The organism is Salmonella sp. SAL-020, from assembly GCF_017372215.1.
Classification (GTDB): Bacteria; Pseudomonadota; Gammaproteobacteria; order Enterobacterales; family Enterobacteriaceae; genus Salmonella; species Salmonella enterica.
Window position 1 is genome coordinate 1,652,628 of record NZ_CP071690.1, and the last position, 16,588, is coordinate 1,669,215.

16 protein-coding genes are annotated in these 16,588 nt (G+C 52.0%); 11 read left to right on the forward strand and 5 right to left on the reverse strand.

Going from position 1 to position 16,588, the window contains the following annotated elements:
• Positions 1-201 precede the first annotated feature (201 nt).
• The 5 genes from bglX (at position 202) to J1G48_RS07805 (ending at position 6,425) form a co-directional block, all read left to right on the forward strand.
• Complete coding sequence (gene bglX, locus J1G48_RS07785; protein ID WP_000871548.1) at positions 202-2,499, forward strand: beta-glucosidase BglX; 2,298 nt, start codon at positions 202-204, stop codon at positions 2,497-2,499.
• Between the two features lie 180 nt (positions 2,500-2,679).
• Positions 2,680-3,597 carry an ABC transporter substrate-binding protein gene (locus tag J1G48_RS07790; protein ID WP_000155876.1) on the forward strand — a complete coding sequence of 306 codons (918 nt, stop codon included), beginning with the start codon at positions 2,680-2,682 and terminating at the stop codon, positions 3,595-3,597.
• A 3-nt stretch (positions 3,598-3,600) separates the two neighbouring features.
• Entirely contained in the window at positions 3,601-4,770 is a 1,170-nt protein-coding gene (locus tag J1G48_RS07795) for an ABC transporter permease (protein ID WP_001278123.1), read from the forward strand.
• Positions 4,763-5,710 (forward strand): ABC transporter ATP-binding protein, encoded by a 948-nt coding sequence (locus tag J1G48_RS07800; RefSeq protein WP_000569168.1) that lies wholly within the window; start codon positions 4,763-4,765, stop codon positions 5,708-5,710. The genes J1G48_RS07795 and J1G48_RS07800 overlap by 8 nt, the downstream gene beginning before the upstream one ends.
• Positions 5,694-6,425 carry an ABC transporter permease gene (locus tag J1G48_RS07805; RefSeq protein ID WP_000824854.1) on the forward strand — a complete coding sequence of 244 codons (732 nt, stop codon included), beginning with the start codon at positions 5,694-5,696 and terminating at the stop codon, positions 6,423-6,425. Before J1G48_RS07800 ends, J1G48_RS07805 begins: the two co-directional genes overlap by 17 nt.
• On the opposite strand, the gene J1G48_RS07810 is transcribed toward J1G48_RS07805, so the two are convergent.
• Positions 6,406-6,513 (reverse strand): protein YohO, encoded by a 108-nt coding sequence (locus tag J1G48_RS07810; protein ID WP_001261696.1) that lies wholly within the window; start codon positions 6,511-6,513, stop codon positions 6,406-6,408. The two genes, J1G48_RS07805 and J1G48_RS07810, sit on opposite strands and share 20 nt — an antisense overlap.
• Positions 6,514-6,572: 59 nt before the next feature.
• Entirely contained in the window at positions 6,573-7,304 is a 732-nt protein-coding gene (gene mlrA / locus J1G48_RS07815; protein WP_001240420.1) for an HTH-type transcriptional regulator MlrA, read from the reverse strand.
• Between the two features lie 222 nt (positions 7,305-7,526).
• Here mlrA and J1G48_RS07820 point away from each other — a divergent pair, with 222 nt between their 5' ends.
• From J1G48_RS07820 to J1G48_RS07830, 3 genes are read left to right on the forward strand one after another with little or no spacing between them, the layout of a single operon-like run.
• Positions 7,527-9,212, forward strand: a complete 1,686-nt coding sequence (locus tag J1G48_RS07820) for a sensor histidine kinase (protein WP_000272845.1) — start codon at positions 7,527-7,529, stop codon at positions 9,210-9,212.
• A complete protein-coding gene (btsR, locus tag J1G48_RS07825; protein ID WP_000598637.1) occupies positions 9,209-9,928 on the forward strand; it encodes a two-component system response regulator BtsR in 720 nt (239 codons plus the stop codon). The genes J1G48_RS07820 and btsR overlap by 4 nt, the downstream gene beginning before the upstream one ends.
• 46 nt (positions 9,929-9,974) lie before the next feature.
• Entirely contained in the window at positions 9,975-10,442 is a 468-nt protein-coding gene (locus J1G48_RS07830) for a DUF1456 family protein (protein ID WP_000950414.1), read from the forward strand.
• A gap of 56 nt (positions 10,443-10,498) precedes the next feature.
• Here J1G48_RS07830 and J1G48_RS07835 read toward each other — a convergent pair whose 3' ends face one another.
• The 3 genes from J1G48_RS07835 to metG all read right to left on the reverse strand — a co-directional run bounded on the left by J1G48_RS07835 (position 10,499) and on the right by metG (position 13,933).
• Positions 10,499-11,029, reverse strand: a complete 531-nt coding sequence (locus tag J1G48_RS07835; protein ID WP_001197951.1) for a YehR family lipoprotein — start codon at positions 11,027-11,029, stop codon at positions 10,499-10,501.
• A 171-nt stretch (positions 11,030-11,200) separates the two neighbouring features.
• Positions 11,201-11,659 carry a YehR family lipoprotein gene (locus tag J1G48_RS07840; protein WP_000703145.1) on the reverse strand — a complete coding sequence of 153 codons (459 nt, stop codon included), beginning with the start codon at positions 11,657-11,659 and terminating at the stop codon, positions 11,201-11,203.
• 240 nt (positions 11,660-11,899) lie between these two features.
• Positions 11,900-13,933 carry a methionine--tRNA ligase gene (gene metG / locus J1G48_RS07845; protein ID WP_000195340.1) on the reverse strand — a complete coding sequence of 678 codons (2,034 nt, stop codon included), beginning with the start codon at positions 13,931-13,933 and terminating at the stop codon, positions 11,900-11,902.
• 164 nt (positions 13,934-14,097) lie between these two features.
• On the opposite strand from metG, the gene apbC reads away from it, so the two are divergent.
• From apbC to yehD, 3 genes are all read left to right on the forward strand, one after another.
• On the forward strand, positions 14,098-15,207 hold the full coding sequence (gene apbC / locus J1G48_RS07850; protein WP_001005424.1) for an iron-sulfur cluster carrier protein ApbC: 1,110 nt from the start codon (positions 14,098-14,100) through the stop codon (positions 15,205-15,207).
• A 277-nt stretch (positions 15,208-15,484) separates the two neighbouring features.
• Positions 15,485-15,766 carry a YehE family protein gene (locus tag J1G48_RS07855; RefSeq protein ID WP_000760404.1) on the forward strand — a complete coding sequence of 94 codons (282 nt, stop codon included), beginning with the start codon at positions 15,485-15,487 and terminating at the stop codon, positions 15,764-15,766.
• Positions 15,767-16,044: 278 nt separating this feature from the next.
• Positions 16,045-16,578 carry a fimbrial protein YehD gene (gene yehD / locus J1G48_RS07860; protein WP_119795215.1) on the forward strand — a complete coding sequence of 178 codons (534 nt, stop codon included), beginning with the start codon at positions 16,045-16,047 and terminating at the stop codon, positions 16,576-16,578.
• Positions 16,579-16,588: the final 10 nt, after the last annotated feature.

Genomic DNA, 16,588 nt, shown 5'->3' on the forward strand with positions numbered 1-16,588 from the left:
TTCTCATTCAAATTGTCTCTGTGTTGGTGGTATTCATTTGCCGCCTTGATACCATTTGCTGGCGGTTGCGTATTCGACTGTGTGGAAAATTAGGAGAATAACCTTCGCTTTCTTCTCCTCTCGCGTTTAGGCTTATGGCAAACTGCGGTTTTTATTCTGTTTTTACCGCCTCGTCGGGATAAAGATAAAGAGAGACTCAACATGAAATGGTTATGTTCAGTAGGTGTTGCTGTGAGTCTGGCGATGCAGCCAGCATTGGCGGAAAACCTGTTTGGCAATCACCCGCTGACGCCCGAAGCGCGCGACGCGTTCGTCACGGATTTACTCAAGAAAATGACTGTCGATGAAAAAATTGGTCAGTTACGTCTGATTAGCGTCGGCCCTGATAACCCGAAAGAAGCGATTCGCGAGATGATCAAAGACGGGCAGGTAGGGGCGATTTTCAATACCGTCACCCGCCAGGATATCCGTCAAATGCAGGATCAGGTGATGGCATTGAGCCGCCTGAAAATTCCTCTCTTTTTTGCCTATGACGTGGTACACGGCCAGCGAACCGTCTTCCCGATAAGCCTCGGTCTGGCTTCTTCTTTTAATCTGGATGCGGTAAGAACCGTAGGACGCGTATCGGCGTATGAAGCGGCGGACGACGGTCTGAATATGACCTGGGCGCCGATGGTGGATGTCTCCCGCGATCCGCGTTGGGGACGCGCCTCCGAAGGCTTTGGCGAAGATACATATTTAACCTCTATCATGGGCGAAACCATGGTGAAAGCGATGCAGGGCAAAAGCCCGGCGGACCGCTATTCGGTGATGACCAGCGTGAAACATTTTGCCGCCTATGGCGCCGTTGAAGGCGGTAAAGAATACAACACCGTGGATATGAGTTCCCAGCGTCTGTTTAATGACTACATGCCGCCGTACAAAGCGGGGCTGGATGCGGGGAGCGGCGCGGTGATGGTGGCGCTGAACTCGCTGAACGGCACGCCAGCGACGTCAGATTCCTGGCTATTGAAAGATGTCCTGCGCGATGAGTGGGGCTTTAAGGGAATTACCGTTTCCGACCACGGCGCTATTAAAGAACTGATTAAACACGGTACCGCGGCCGACCCGGAAGATGCGGTGCGCGTGGCGCTAAAGGCAGGGGTGGATATGAGCATGGCGGATGAGTATTACAGCAAATATCTGCCGGGTCTGATTAAGTCGGGCAAAGTGACGATGGCGGAACTGGACGACGCGACGCGCCATGTGCTCAACGTAAAATATGACATGGGATTGTTTAACGACCCCTATAGCCATCTGGGACCGAAAGAGAGCGACCCGGTGGACACCAATGCCGAAAGCCGCCTGCATCGTAAAGAGGCACGGGAAGTGGCGCGGGAAAGTGTGGTACTGCTGAAAAACCGGCTGGAAACGCTGCCGCTGAAAAAATCGGGCACCATTGCCGTTGTTGGGCCGCTGGCCGACAGTCAACGTGATGTAATGGGAAGCTGGTCTGCTGCTGGGGTCGCGAATCAGTCAGTGACGGTGCTGGCGGGTATTCAAAATGCCGTCGACGACGGGGCGAAGATCCTCTATGCCAAAGGGGCGAATATCACTAACGATAAAGATATCGTCGATTTCTTAAACCTGTATGAAGAGGCGGTGAAAATCGATCCGCGCTCACCGCAGGCGATGATTGATGAGGCGGTGCAGGCGGCGAAACAGGCCGATGTAGTGGTCGCAGTGGTAGGCGAGTCGCAGGGGATGGCGCATGAAGCCTCCAGTCGTACCAATATCACCATTCCGCAGAGTCAGCGCGACTTAATCACCGCTCTGAAAGCCACCGGTAAGCCGCTGGTACTGGTATTAATGAACGGCAGACCGCTGGCGCTGGTAAAAGAAGATCAACAGGCCGATGCGATTCTGGAGACCTGGTTTGCCGGGACGGAAGGCGGCAACGCCATTGCCGATGTGCTGTTTGGCGATTACAACCCGTCAGGCAAACTGCCGATCTCCTTCCCGCGTTCGGTGGGACAAATTCCGGTCTATTACAGCCATCTCAATACGGGACGCCCGTATAATCCTGAAAAGCCAAACAAATACACCTCACGCTATTTTGACGAAGCGAATGGCCCGCTCTATCCGTTTGGTTACGGTCTGAGCTACACCACATTTACGGTGTCTGACGTCACGCTCTCCTCACCGACAATGCAACGCGACGGCAAAGTCACGGCCAGCGTAGAGGTCACGAACACCGGTAAACGCGAAGGGGCCACGGTCATCCAGATGTACTTACAGGATGTCACGGCGTCGATGAGCCGCCCGGTGAAGCAATTAAAAGGCTTTGAAAAAATCACCCTCAAGCCCGGCGAACGTAAAACCGTGAGTTTCCCGATTGATATCGAGGCGTTGAAGTTCTGGAATCAGCAGATGAAATATGACGCGGAACCCGGCAAGTTCAACGTCTTTATCGGCGTGGATTCCGCTCGCGTTAAACAAGGATCGTTCGAGCTACTGTAAGCCTGCCGTCAACAGGGCGCGATAGCTGCGCCCTGTCTGGCAATGACTTTTTCTGTCCCCCCTTTTATTGCCTGCCACGTCACTTAAACTGCCGGAAAATCCCAGGTTAAACGCAGACTTTTCAACTATGCTTTTTTCTCAAGTCTCTGAAAAAGGCCGTAAAAGGATGAGGAAAGCATCATGACGATCTCAAAGCTATGGGTAAGTTCGCTGGCGTTGCTGGCGACGGTGAGTTTACCTCTACAGGCGGCATCGCCCGTGACGGTCGGGTCAAAGATTGATACCGAAGGCGCACTGCTCGGCAACATGATTTTGCAGGTACTGGAAAGCCACGGCGTTAAAACGGTCAATAAAATTCAGCTCGGGACGACGCCAGTCGTTCGTGGCGCGATTACCGCCGGAGAGCTGGATATCTATCCGGAATACACCGGTAACGGGGCGTTCTTTTTTAAAGATGAAAACGATCCGGCATGGAAAAATGCAAAGCAAGGCTTTGAGAAAGTCAAAAAACTGGATGCGGAGCAGAATAAGCTGGTCTGGTTGACGCCTGCGCCGGCAAATAACACCTGGACCATCGCGGTACGCCAGGACATCGCGGAAAAAAATAAACTCTCCTCGCTTGCCGATCTCAGCCGTTATCTGAAAGAGGGCGGCACTTTTAAACTGGCGGCGTCTGCGGAATTTATCGAACGGGCGGATGCGCTGCCGGCATTTGAAAAAGCCTATGATTTTACCTTGAATCAGAACCAGCTCTTGTCGCTGGCGGGCGGCGATACGGCGGTCACGATCAAAGCCGCCGCGCAACAAACATCCGGCGTTAACGCCGCGATGGCGTATGGCACCGACGGCCCTGTCGCCGCGCTGGGTCTGCAAACCCTGAGCGACCCGAAAGGCGTCCAGCCTATCTATGCGCCCGCGCCGGTAGTGCGTGAATCGGTGTTACAGGCCTATCCGCAGATAGCCGACTGGCTGCAGCCCGTTTTCGCCAGCCTTGATGAGAAAACGCTGCAACAGTTGAACGCCAGAATCGCCGTAGAAGGGCTGGATGCGAAAAAAGTCGCCGCAGATTACCTCCGACAAAAAGGGTGGGTGAAGTAATCTGTGAGTGATGCTGCCAAAAAAATCACGGTTAATCGTGTGCTGTTGCTGTTGGTTGTTCTGACCCTGCTTGCTGTCGCGCTGCCTTTCATTAATTACGCCCCGAATCGTCTGGTGAGCGGCGAGGGGCGCCAGTTATGGGAGATCTGGCCGGCGACCATCTGGATGCTGACTGGCGCGGGATGCGCGCTGTTTACGTTGTGCTTTGTACCCGGTAAACGCGGTAGCGTACTGACGCTGATGATGGCGCAGACGCTTTTTATTGTCATGCTGTGGGGAGTCGGCAGGGTGGCGACCCAATTGGCGCAGGAGGGCAGCCCGCTGGCGCGTACCAGTCTGGGAAGTGGATTGTGGCTGGGCCTCGGTCTGATGCTGCTGGCCTGTAGCGATGCGATCCGCCGTATTACCACTGGGCCGCTGTGGCGCTGGTTGCTGCACGCGCAAATTGTCATTGTCCCGCTGGTGCTGCTGTTTTCAGGCACGTTCGACAACCTCTCGCTTCTGAAAGAGTATACCAACCGCCAGGATGTTTTCGATGCCGCGCTGGTGCAACATTTGATGTTACTGGCGGGCACGGTGCTGCCGGCGTTGGCGATCGGACTACCGTTGGGCGTCTGGTGTTATTTTTCCGCCTCACGCCAGGGGCCGGTGTTTACCGTGCTGAATGTGATCCAGACTATCCCTTCCGTCGCGCTGTTTGGCCTGCTGATTGCGCCGTTGGCCGGGCTGGTGAAACAGTTTCCGTGGCTTGCCGAATTCGGCGTCGCGGGAACCGGCATGACGCCTGCACTGATAGCGCTGGTGCTCTATGCGTTATTGCCGCTGGTGCGCGGCGTGGTCGCCGGGCTCAATCAGGTGCCGCGCGATGTGCTGGAGAGCGCAAGAGCAATGGGAATGAGTAGCGGCCAGCGCTTCAGGCATGTGCAACTGCCGCTGGCGCTGCCGGTCTTTTTACGTAGCCTGCGGGTAGTAATGGTTCAGACAGTGGGAATGGCCGTCGTCGCCGCGCTGATTGGCGCGGGAGGTTTCGGCGCGCTGGTGTTTCAGGGGCTATTGAGCAGCGCCATTGATTTAGTCCTGTTGGGCGTCATTCCGGTGATTGCGCTGGCGGTAGTGATCGACGCGCTGTTTGATTTATGGATCGCGTTTTTGAAGGGAGCAACCGATGATTGAATTTAACCATGTCAGTAAAACCTTCGGCGATCAACAGGCTGTTAGCGACCTCAATTTGCACTTTAGCGAAGGCAGCTTTTCGGTGTTAATTGGCACCTCCGGTTCGGGAAAATCGACCACTCTGAAGATGATTAACCGGCTGGTAGAGCATGATAGCGGAACGATCCGTTTTGCCGGGGAAGAGATCCGCAGCCTGCCGGTGCTTGAACTGCGCCGTCGCATGGGCTATGCCATTCAGTCTATCGGTCTTTTTCCCCACTGGACGGTGGCGCAAAATATCGCCACCGTACCGCAACTACAAAAGTGGTCGCGTGCGCGGATTAACGATCGTATTGATGAACTGATGGCATTATTGGGTCTGGAAAGCGCGCTGCGCGATCGTTATCCGCATCAGCTTTCCGGCGGGCAACAGCAGCGGGTCGGCGTTGCGCGGGCGCTGGCTGCCGATCCGCAGGTATTGCTGATGGACGAGCCTTTCGGCGCGCTTGATCCGGTAACGCGCGGCGCATTGCAGCAGGAGATGACCCGCATTCATCAGCTACTGGGGCGCACCATCGTACTGGTGACGCACGACATCGACGAGGCGCTACGCCTCGCCGACCATCTGGTGCTGATGGACGGGGGCAATGTTATCCAACAGGGATCGCCACTTTCTATGCTGACCTCGCCGGAAAATGATTTCGTGCAGGCGTTTTTTGGCCGCAGCGAGCTGGGCGTAAGGCTGCTTTCGTTACGTAGCGTAGGCGATTATGTACGTCGGCATGAACAGCTCAGCGGCGACGCGCTGGTGGAAGAGATGACGCTACGCGATGCGCTATCGATGTTTGTCGCCCGTCGGTGCGACGTCCTGCCGGTGGCGAATCAGCAGGGCGAGCCCTGCGGTACGCTCCATTTCCGCGATCTACTTTCGGAGACGTCCCCCCGTGAAACGACTGTGTGATCCGCTTCTCTGGCTTATTGTTCTGTTCTTGCTTCTGCTGTTTGGATTGCCTTATAGCCAGCCGTTCTTCGCCGCGCTGTTTCCCGATTTACCGCGCCCGGTCTACCAACAGGAGAGTTTTGCCGCCCTCGCGCTCGCCCATTTCTGGTTGGTGGGCATCTCAAGTCTGTTTGCCGTCGTGGTGGGCGTCGGCGCAGGGATTGCGGTCACGCGAGAAAGTGGGAAGGAGTTTCGTCCCCTGGTGGAGACTATCGCCGCCGTCGGGCAGACCTTTCCCCCGGTCGCGGTACTGGCGATCGCGGTACCCGTCATGGGTTTTGGTCAGCAACCAGCCATTATCGCCTTGATCCTGTATGGAGTGTTGCCCATCCTGCAGGCGACCCTGGCCGGGCTGGGCGCGGTGCCTGCCAGCGTGATGAGCGTTGCCAGCGGTATGGGAATGAGCCGTCGCCAACAGTTGTATCAGGTTGAACTGCCGCTGGCCGCGCCGGTGATTCTGGCGGGCATCCGAACCTCGGTGATTATCAATATTGGTACGGCGACCATCGCTTCAACAGTGGGGGCCAGTACGTTAGGCACGCCGATCATTATCGGGCTTAGCGGCTTTAATACGGCCTATGTTATCCAGGGGGCGCTGCTGGTGGCGCTGGCGGCGATCATTATCGATCGCCTGTTTGAAAGGCTGACGCGCGCGCTTACCCGGCACGCAAAATAAAACTGTAACCTGCCAGCATCACGCCGCCGATACCGCCAATAGCCATCAGCAGGAAAAGGGCGATCACCCCGATTTTCGCTACGCGCATTATGTACTCCTTATGTTAATAAAAGGAGTATACATTAAAGCGAATTTGTTAGCTGCTGTTTAAACGCCAAGGGGATGAATGTCGCGTCCCTGGGCGCGCCATGCCAGGAGTTGCTGCTGCTGCGCCAGCGTCTGGTTTTCTCCGCACCATACCAGTAACGTCTTGCCGTCAAACAGTTCCGGGCGGAACTGGCTAAGCGAATGCGCCAGCACGTCGATTCGCCATCCCTGTTGGCTGGCGACCCAACCTTCCAGCCACAGGCGGGTGGTATCATGGATATTCCAGCCGATCACCAACGCATCTTTTCCCTGTTTCTTACGCGCAGACGCCAGGCAGAGCGCAATATAGTTGATCAGGATACCGTCAAGAATGCCGAGCAGCGCCTGAAGGGCAGGTTGTTGGCACTGTAATCGTCGCCGCAGCGGGACGAACAGGTTAGTGGTCAATGTTTGGGCTGGATAATCCTGACAGCGTTCTTTGACCCATAACCGTAAACTGTGCAGATTACTGCTTTGCAGGTAGTGCAGCAGGATCTCCTGCTGTTCGCGCCAGCCGTTAGGTTGTTCGCTACTGTCGCTACTGAGCAGCACTTTGACTTTGCTGACCTGGACGCCGTTATTTATCCAGCGCTTGATTTCGCGGATTCTGTCGATATCGGCATCGTTAAACAGACGATGACCGCCATCCGTTCGCTGTGGTTTTAAAAGTCCATAACGTCTCTGCCACGCGCGCAACGTGACAGGATTGATATCACAAAGCAAAGCCACTTCACCAATTGTGTAAAGCGCCATCGTTTCACCCTTGCTCGCGAGGTCCCGGTTTAACTTTAGACGCTCTTTTACGAACCAGGAAGTTTTGCCTGTTTTTTATGCATTAAAACGCGAAGTAGCGGGTTGCGGCGGGGTGTTTAAGTGATCGTATTCACGAATTCATATTTTTATGCAACAGTTCAAAGAAAGTTAATCGTACTCAATGTATGTTACGCGCTTTTAATTGAAGTGTGGTTTGCGGGTATGTACGAGTTTAATCTGGTGTTGCTGCTGCTTCAGCAGATGTGCGTGTTTCTGGTCATTGCGTGGCTAATGAGTAAAACGCGTCTGTTCATCCCGCTTATGCAGGTCACGGTTCGTCTGCCGCACAAGCTTCTGTGTTACGTCACGTTTTCTATCTTCTGCATCATGGGCACTTATTTTGGGCTGCATATCGAAGATTCGATTGCCAATACCCGCGCAATTGGCGCGGTGATGGGCGGCCTACTCGGCGGGCCGGTCGTCGGCGGGCTGGTCGGTCTGACCGGTGGGTTACATCGGTATTCTATGGGCGGCATGACGGCGCTGAGCTGTATGATTTCCACCATCGTCGAAGGGCTGCTGGGCGGGTTGGTACACAGCGTTCTCATACGTCGCGGACGCCCGGACAAAGTGTTTAGCCCGCTGACGGCGGGAGCAATTACGTGTATTGCCGAACTGGTGCAGATGCTGATCATTTTACTGATAGCCAGGCCGTTTGACGATGCCTTGCATCTGGTCAGTAATATTGCCGCGCCGATGATGGTGACGAATACCGTTGGCGCCGCGCTGTTCATGCGTATTTTGCTCGATAAGCGCGCCATGTTCGAAAAATATACTTCGGCATTTTCTGCTACCGCGCTGAAGGTCGCCGCGTCAACGGAGGGGATTCTGCGTCAGGGATTTAACGAAGTGAACAGTATGAAGGTGGCGCAGGTGTTATATCAGGAGCTGGATATTGGCGCCGTCGCCATCACCGATCGCGAAAAACTGCTGGCTTTTACTGGTATTGGCGACGATCACCATCTACCGGGCAAACCCATTTCATCAGGTTATACGCTGAAAGCAATTGAAACCGGAGAGGTGGTTTATGCCGATGGCAACGAAGTGCCGTATCGCTGTTCGCTACACCCGCAGTGTAAACTCGGCTCGACGCTGGTGATCCCGCTGCGTGGCGAAAATCAGCGAGTCATGGGCACCATTAAATTGTACGAAGCGAAAAACCGGCTGTTTAGCTCAATTAACCGCACCCTGGGAGAGGGTATTGCGCAGCTTTTATCCGCGCAGATCCTGGCCGGGCAGTATGAACGGCAGAAGGCGTTGCTGACGCAGTCAGAGATCAAGCTGTTGCACGCGCAGGTGAACCCGCATTTTCTGTTTAACGCGCTCAATACCATTAAAGCGGTGATTCGCCGCGACAGCGAACAGGCCAGCCAACTGGTGCAGTACTTGTCGACCTTTTTTCGCAAAAATTTAAAACGCCCGTCGGAAATCGTCACGCTGGCGGATGAAATTGAACACGTAAACGCTTATCTGCAAATTGAAAAAGCGCGTTTTCAGTCGCGTCTGCAGGTACAGCTTGATGTTCCATCGACGCTTTCACGTCAGAAATTGCCTGCGTTTACATTACAGCCGATTGTTGAGAACGCCATTAAACATGGCACGTCGCAACTGCTTGATACCGGCAACGTCGCTATTCGCGCCCGGCGCGAAGGGCAGCATTTGATGTTAGATATTGAGGATAATGCGGGACTGTATCAGCCTTCCGCCGGCAGTAGCGGGCTGGGGATGAGTCTGGTTGATAAACGTCTGCGCGAACACTTTGGCGATGATTATGGTATTAGCGTGGCCTGCGAGCCGGACTGTTTTACCCGAATTACATTACGACTTCCACTGGAGGAGGACGCATGATTAAAGTGCTGATTGTGGATGATGAGCCGTTAGCGCGGGAAAATCTGCGGATTTTGCTCCAGGGGCAGGATGACATTGAGATTGTGGGAGAGTGCGCGAACGCGGTAGAAGCGATTGGCGCGGTACATAAGTTGCGACCTGATGTGCTGTTTCTGGATATTCAGATGCCGCGTATCAGTGGACTGGAGATGGTAGGAATGCTTGATCCGGAACACCGCCCGTATATCGTTTTTTTAACCGCGTTTGACGAATACGCCATCAAAGCCTTTGAAGAACACGCTTTTGATTATCTGCTCAAGCCGATAGAGGAGAAACGGCTGGAAAAAACGTTACATCGTCTGCGTCAGGAGCGCAGTAAACAGGATGTTTCGTTGTTGCCGGAAAACCAGCAGGCGCTTAAATTCATTCCCTGTACCGGACACAGCCGGATCTATTTGTTGCAAATGGATGATGTCGCCTTTGTCAGTAGCCGTATGAGCGGCGTTTATGTGACCAGCAGTGAAGGGAAAGAGGGGTTTACCGAGCTGACGCTGCGCACGCTGGAAAGCCGGACGCCGCTACTGCGTTGTCATCGTCAGTTTCTGGTGAATATGGCCCATTTGCAGGAAATTCGGCTGGAGGATAATGGGCAGGCAGAGCTGATTTTACGCAACGGCCTGACGGTGCCGGTAAGCCGTCGCTATCTGAAAAGTTTAAAAGAGGCGATTGGCCTGTAAAAGACTGTTAGAATATCGTTTTGCCATAGAAACGACCGAAGGCCTCATGCTGAGTAACGATATTCTGCGTAGCGTGCGCTACATTTTAAAAGCTAATAATACCGATCTGGCGCGTATCCTGGCGCTGGGTAACGTTGATGCTACGCCGGAGCAGATAGCAATCTGGTTGCGCAAAGAAGAGGAAGAGGGGTTTCAGCGTTGCCCGGATATCGTGTTGTCCTCATTTCTCAATGGCCTCATTTATGAAAAACGCGGCAAAGATGAGGCGGCGCCTGCATTGACGGCGGAACGTCGTATCAACAACAATATTGTGCTGAAAAAGCTGCGTATTGCCTTTTCGCTAAAAACAGATGATATCCTGGCGATACTTACCGGTCAGTTGTTTCGTGTCTCAATGTCAGAGATCACCGCGATGATGCGCGCGCCGGACCATAAGAACTTCCGCGAATGCGGCGATCAGTTTATGCGTTATTTTCTGCGCGGTCTGGCGGCCCGTGAACACGCGGCGAAGTAATTCTGCGGTATTGTTCCCGGCAGCGTCCTGTCTGACCGGGAAAACGCATTATTATACTAATTGATTCTATGATACCCGCTCTCTTCCAACAGTTTCTGCGAGCGAATCATTGACAGATAGTACGCGGAACAGTTGTCAATTGATGATCCTGGCAATTTACAGAGGTCGCTTATTTTTGCCTGGGTAAAATCAATATCCACATATTCCGTAGCATAGCTATCATAATAGTCGATTCGTTCAGTCAAACCCGGCATACCCTGATAAGCTTCGCCGACTTGACTCAGCATTTTTTGTGCTTCTTCTTTATTATTGGCTTTCAGGGTCTTATAAAGTAGTTTATGTTCAGATATTTGACGTAAAACGATATCCCCTTTGTAGTAATAGGTTAACTTGATTTCAATACCGTTGAGATTACCTACATAGCGTTGTGTTTCCTCTGACTCTTTGCTAGCGGCTATCTTCTTGATAAACGCTGTCATGTTATTTTGCTTTCCCTGGAGAGTATCGTTTTTCTGATCGCAGCCAGTTATGCTAACCGATAGAGAGAGCGCGAATAGTGGCAGTGCCATAAGACGTAGAACCTGCATAACAATTCCTTGTCGTTAAGTATTGGTGTGGCCAGGAATTCAGGGATTATAGGCTTTGGCGAGGGGACTTACAGCGAGGCTGTCTTTTTTCGGAATTCATAAAGAAAAGACGCTGCCGAAGCAGCGCCCTGAGCGACTTTACCAGTCGATGCAATACATTATGCCTGCCAGTTATTTCGCTTCTTTAAAACCAGCAGCTTCCAGCAGCGTCTGGGTTTGTTTCATGCTGATACCTTTGCTGGTATCGCCGGACACCATCGTCCCTGAGATTTGCTGTAACGCTTTAAAGTCCACTTTTTCCATATCCACAGAGACGTTTTCCTGGGCATAGGTATCTTCATAGGTTAATTTTTCTTCCACTCCGGCGATATTTTTATATTTCGCGCTCAGCGGATCGAGAATTTTGGCGGCATCTTCTTTCGTTTTAGCGCCTACAGTGGCATAGCTGATTTTACTTTCAGACGTCTGCTTAATGATTTTGTCACCTTTATAGGTGTAAGTAATTGAAATTTCTGTCCCCGCCAGGTTTGCGTTAAAGGTCTTTGATTCTTCTTTATCGCCACAGCCAGCAAGAGAGAACACCAGTACGGAAGCCAAAGCCGTGGACAATAACTTGCCAGAAATTTTCATCTAAAACTCCATTTTATATAATAATTGGGCTTTTAAAATAATTTCAATGAATTAATTTAACCCAGTAATAGCAATGTATCAGGGAGAGATAGAATATGACTTTTAGCCGTTATTTAGCAGTCCGGATATGGAGTCTTAGCGCTATTGCTTATTAAGGAAAAAGTTAAAACGTGCGGAGGAGGCGATATGCCAGTCAGGATTAAGCGGTTAAAAAAGCCGGAGCATGCTCCGGCTTGTTGCTTATTTCACCTGTTGGCCAGGCTTCGCGCCGTCATCAGGGCTTAACAGGAAGATATCTTTCCCGCCAGGGCCTGCGGCCATCACCATTCCCTCGGAGACGCCAAAGCGCATTTTGCGCGGCGCGAGGTTGGCGACCATTACCGTCTGGCGGCCGATCAGCGCCTGCGGGTCCGGGTAGGCGGAACGAATGCCGGAGAAGACGTTACGCTTCTCGCCGCCCAGATCCAGCGTCAGACGCAGCAATTTGTCGGAGCCTTCCACGAACTCAGCGTTTTCAATCAATGCTACGCGCAGGTCAATTTTGGCGAAATCGTCAAAGGTGATGGTTTCCTGAATCGGGAAGTCGGCTAACGGGCCGGTAACCGGTGCGGCTGCGGCTTTCACCTCTTCTTTAGACGCTTCAACCAGCGCTTCAACTTGCTTCATGTCGATGCGATTGTAGAGCGCCTTAAAGGTGTTGACCTTGTGACTGAGCAGCGGCTGTTCGATGGCATCCCAGTTCAGTTCGCTGTTCAGGAAGGCTTCAACGCGTTCAGAAAGCGTCGGCAGTACCGGTTTCAGATACGTCATCAGCACGCGGAACAGGTTGATGCCCATCGAGCAAATGGCCTGCAGGTCAGCGTCGCGGCCTTCCTGTTTAGCCACCACCCACGGCGCTTGCTCGTCAACATAACGGTTAGCGACGTCGGCCAGCGCCATAATCTCACGGATAGCTTTGCCGAATTCACGGCTTTCCCATGCTTCGCCAATCACCGCAGCGGCGTCAGTAAAGGTTTTGTACAATTGCGGATCGGCCAGTTCAGCCGCCAGCACGCCGTCGAAACGCTTATTGATAAAACCGGCGTTACGGGATGCCAGGTTGACTACTTTATTGACGATATCGGCATTGACGCGCTGGACAAAGTCTTCCAGGTTCAGGTCGATGTCATCAATGCGTGAAGAAAGCTTCGCGGTGTAGTAGTAGCGCAGGCTGTCGGCGTCAAAGTGTTTCAGCCAGGTGCTGGCCTTAATAAAGGTGCCGCGAGACTTAGACATCTTCGCGCCGTTCACCGTCACGTAACCGTGAACGAACAGGTTGGTCGGCTTACGGAAGTGGCTGCCTTCCAGCATGGCAGGCCAGAACAGGCTGTGGAAATAGACGATGTCTTTGCCGATAAAGTGATACAGCTCGGCGTCGGAGTCTTTTTTCCAGTACTCATCAAAACTGGTCGTGTCACCGCGCTTATCGCACAGATTTTTGAAGGAGCCCATATAGCCAATCGGCGCGTCCAGCCAGACGTAGAAATATTTGCCCGGCGCGTTCGGGATTTCGAAACCAAAATACGGCGCGTCGCGGGAAATGTCCCACTGTTGCAGGCCGGATTCAAACCACTCCTGCATTTTGTTCGCCACCTGCTCCTGCAGCGCGCCGCTGCGGGTCCACGCCTGCAGCATTTCGCTGAATGACGGCAGATCAAAGAAAAAGTGCTCGGAGTCACGCATTACCGGCGTCGCGCCGGACACCACGGATTTCGGCTCGATAAGTTCGGTCGGGCTGTAAGTTGCGCCGCAGACTTCACAGTTATCGCCGTACTGGTCCGCGGATTTACATTTCGGGCAGGTGCCTTTCACAAATCGGTCCGGCAGGAACATGCCTTTTTCCGGATCGTAGAGTTGAGAGATAGTGCGGTTCTTAATAAAACCGTTCTCTTTCAGGCGCGTATAAATCAGCTCGGACAGCTCGCGATTCTCGTCGCTGTGCGTTGAGTGGTAGTTGTCGTAGCTAATATTAAAACCGGCGAAATCGGTCTGGTGCTCCTGGCTCATTTCACCGATCATTTGCTCCGGCGTAATACCAAGCTGCTGCGCTTTCAGCATGATCGGCGTGCCATGAGCGTCATCGGCACAGATGAAGTTAACCTCATGGCCGCGCATTCGCTGGTAACGGACCCAGACATCAGCCTGGATGTGCTCCAGCATATGGCCGAGGTGGATAGAGCCGTTGGCGTACGGCAGCGCGCACGTTACCAGAATTTTCTTCGCGACTTGAGTCATAGTGGGTATTACTTCTTCTGTTGTAAAAAAGGGCTTTGATAGTACCAAAATGGTAATTACTGCGCCAATCGATAAGGGCATTTATCCGTAAATGAATAATTGTTACCGCTGGAGTAAACTACAAAGTTACAATCGTACTTTTCAGAACTACAAAAGGAGTCGGGATGAACGAACAATCCCAGGCCAAATCACCAGATACCCTGCGAGCGATGGTCGCCGGGACGCTGGCGAATTTTCAGCACCCAACCCTGAAGCATAACCTCACCACGCTTAAGGCGTTGCACCACGTCGCCTGGATGGATGATACGCTGCACGTTGAGCTGGTCATGCCGTTCGTCTGGAACAGCGCGTTTGAGGTATTAAAAGAGCAATGCAGCGCCGATCTGTTACGTATTACGGGCGCAAAAGCGATCGACTGGAAACTGTCGTACAACATTGCGACGCTGAAACGCGTCAAAAATCAGCCTGGCATTAATGGCGTGAAAAACATCATTGCCGTGAGCTCCGGTAAAGGCGGGGTGGGGAAATCGTCCACGGCGGTAAACCTGGCGCTGGCGTTAGCGGCTGAAGGCGCAAAGGTCGGGGTTCTCGATGCCGATATTTACGGTCCGTCGATCCCAACCATGCTTGGCGCAGAAGATCAGCGCCCGACATCGCCAGACGGTACGCATATGGCGCCGATTATGTCTCACGGCCTGGCGACCAACTCGATCGGCTATCTGGTGACTGACGATAACGCGATGGTATGGCGCGGCCCAATGGCCAGTAAGGCGCTGATGCAGATGTTGCAGGAGACGCTGTGGCCGGATCTGGATTATCTGGTACTGGATATGCCGCCGGGAACCGGGGATATTCAGCTAACGCTGGCGCAGAACATTCCTGTTACCGGCGCGGTGGTGGTGACTACGCCGCAGGATATCGCGCTGATCGACGCCAAAAAAGGTATCGTGATGTTCGAGAAGGTGGAAGTGCCGGTGCTCGGCATTGTGGAAAATATGAGTATGCATATTTGTAGCAACTGCGGCCATCACGAACCGATCTTCGGCACGGGCGGCGCGCAGAAGCTGGCGGAAAAATACCATACTCAGCTTCTGGGTCAGATGCCGCTGCATATTAGTCTGCGCGAAGATCTCGATCGTGGTACGCCGACGGTGGTTAGCCGTCCGGAGAGCGAATTTACCGCGATCTATCGCGAACTGGCCGATCGCGTTGCGGCACAGCTTTACTGGCAGGGTGAAGTGATTCCGGGTGAAATCGCCTTCCGCGCGGTGTAATCCTCCTGACGTATTCCAAAGAGAATATGACATTCACTGCATTAATATATATTGATGCAGTGAATGTATTAATAAAATAATAGCCCCCGCATTGTTAATTCCTGCTTAAACAGACAGGTGTTTATCTGAAATAATCGGCAAAAACATTATTTGAATTGATCATACCTATCCTACTGATTTATTTTTTCAATTGGTTTTAAGGTATCGATACGTTCATACTGCTCATCAGGACGGCCTGCATACTGTTTGACGTTCACCAGAGGAACAATTACTCACTATGAAAAAATATTTGCTGATGGGAATTATAGTTTCGGCTTATGGGATAAGCGTACCCGTTTTTGCCTCCGACACCGCAACATTAACCATCAGTGGAAAAGTGACCGCGCCAACGTGCAGTACAGAAGTGGTAAACGCACAGTTGCAGCAGCGTTGCGGCAACACTATCCACGTTTCAACTCTGCAAACACCCGCCGCTACGCCGATGAGAGGTGTGACAACGCAGCTATACACGGTGCCTGGTGATAGCACCCGACAGATTGTTGTTAATCATTACGACTAATTCTTATTAATTCCGCAGGCCCATATCATTGATATCAATGATATGGGCTTTTTTATTTGTTGTGTTTATGTTTAAGGGCAGTAAATTTCGGAAATTAATAAGTTTACAAAATAATGATAAGCAATGATTATTTGTTGCAATTATATTGCAATCTGTAAATTGTTTTAAATCAACAAAACATCGTGTTTACATTGCGATAACTTCCTGTCTATGAGAATTTTCGTTGCAAGGGTTAATAACTCTTAACAAATAGAAATTACTTCATTAAGGAAGAGATTATGAGACGTTCACTTATTGCTGCTTCTGTATTGTCTGCTGTATTTATGAGCGCTGGGGTTTTTGCTGCTGATGAAGATATGGGGGAATTAAAAATAAACGGAGAAGTGGTGGGAACATCCTGTACTTTCGAAGGTGCAAATAGCGCGACTATTGAATTATCCCAGGTAGGTGTTGATAGATTGACTGACTTAAACCCTGGCGATATATATACAGGATACACTAGCCCAGAAGCGATTTTAAAAGTAAGATGTACGAATACAGCTAATCCACGAATTAGTTTTAACCGTTCTCAATTTGTGGATAACATGCAAATCACCAAAAATAATGCTACTAATAATGGTGCGGGCTTCGCTGTTTATCTTGATGGTATTCAGGTGAAACCGGATGAGGCGGGGAATTACACTCTGAATTCAAGTAAGTTTGAAAATGGTGTATATACCCTGAACTTTTCTGCCCGCTATGCCGCCGTTGAAAATACTGTAACACCAGGTTCTGTTGAATCTGTACTGACGATGACGGTATTAACTGATTAACAATCGTTTT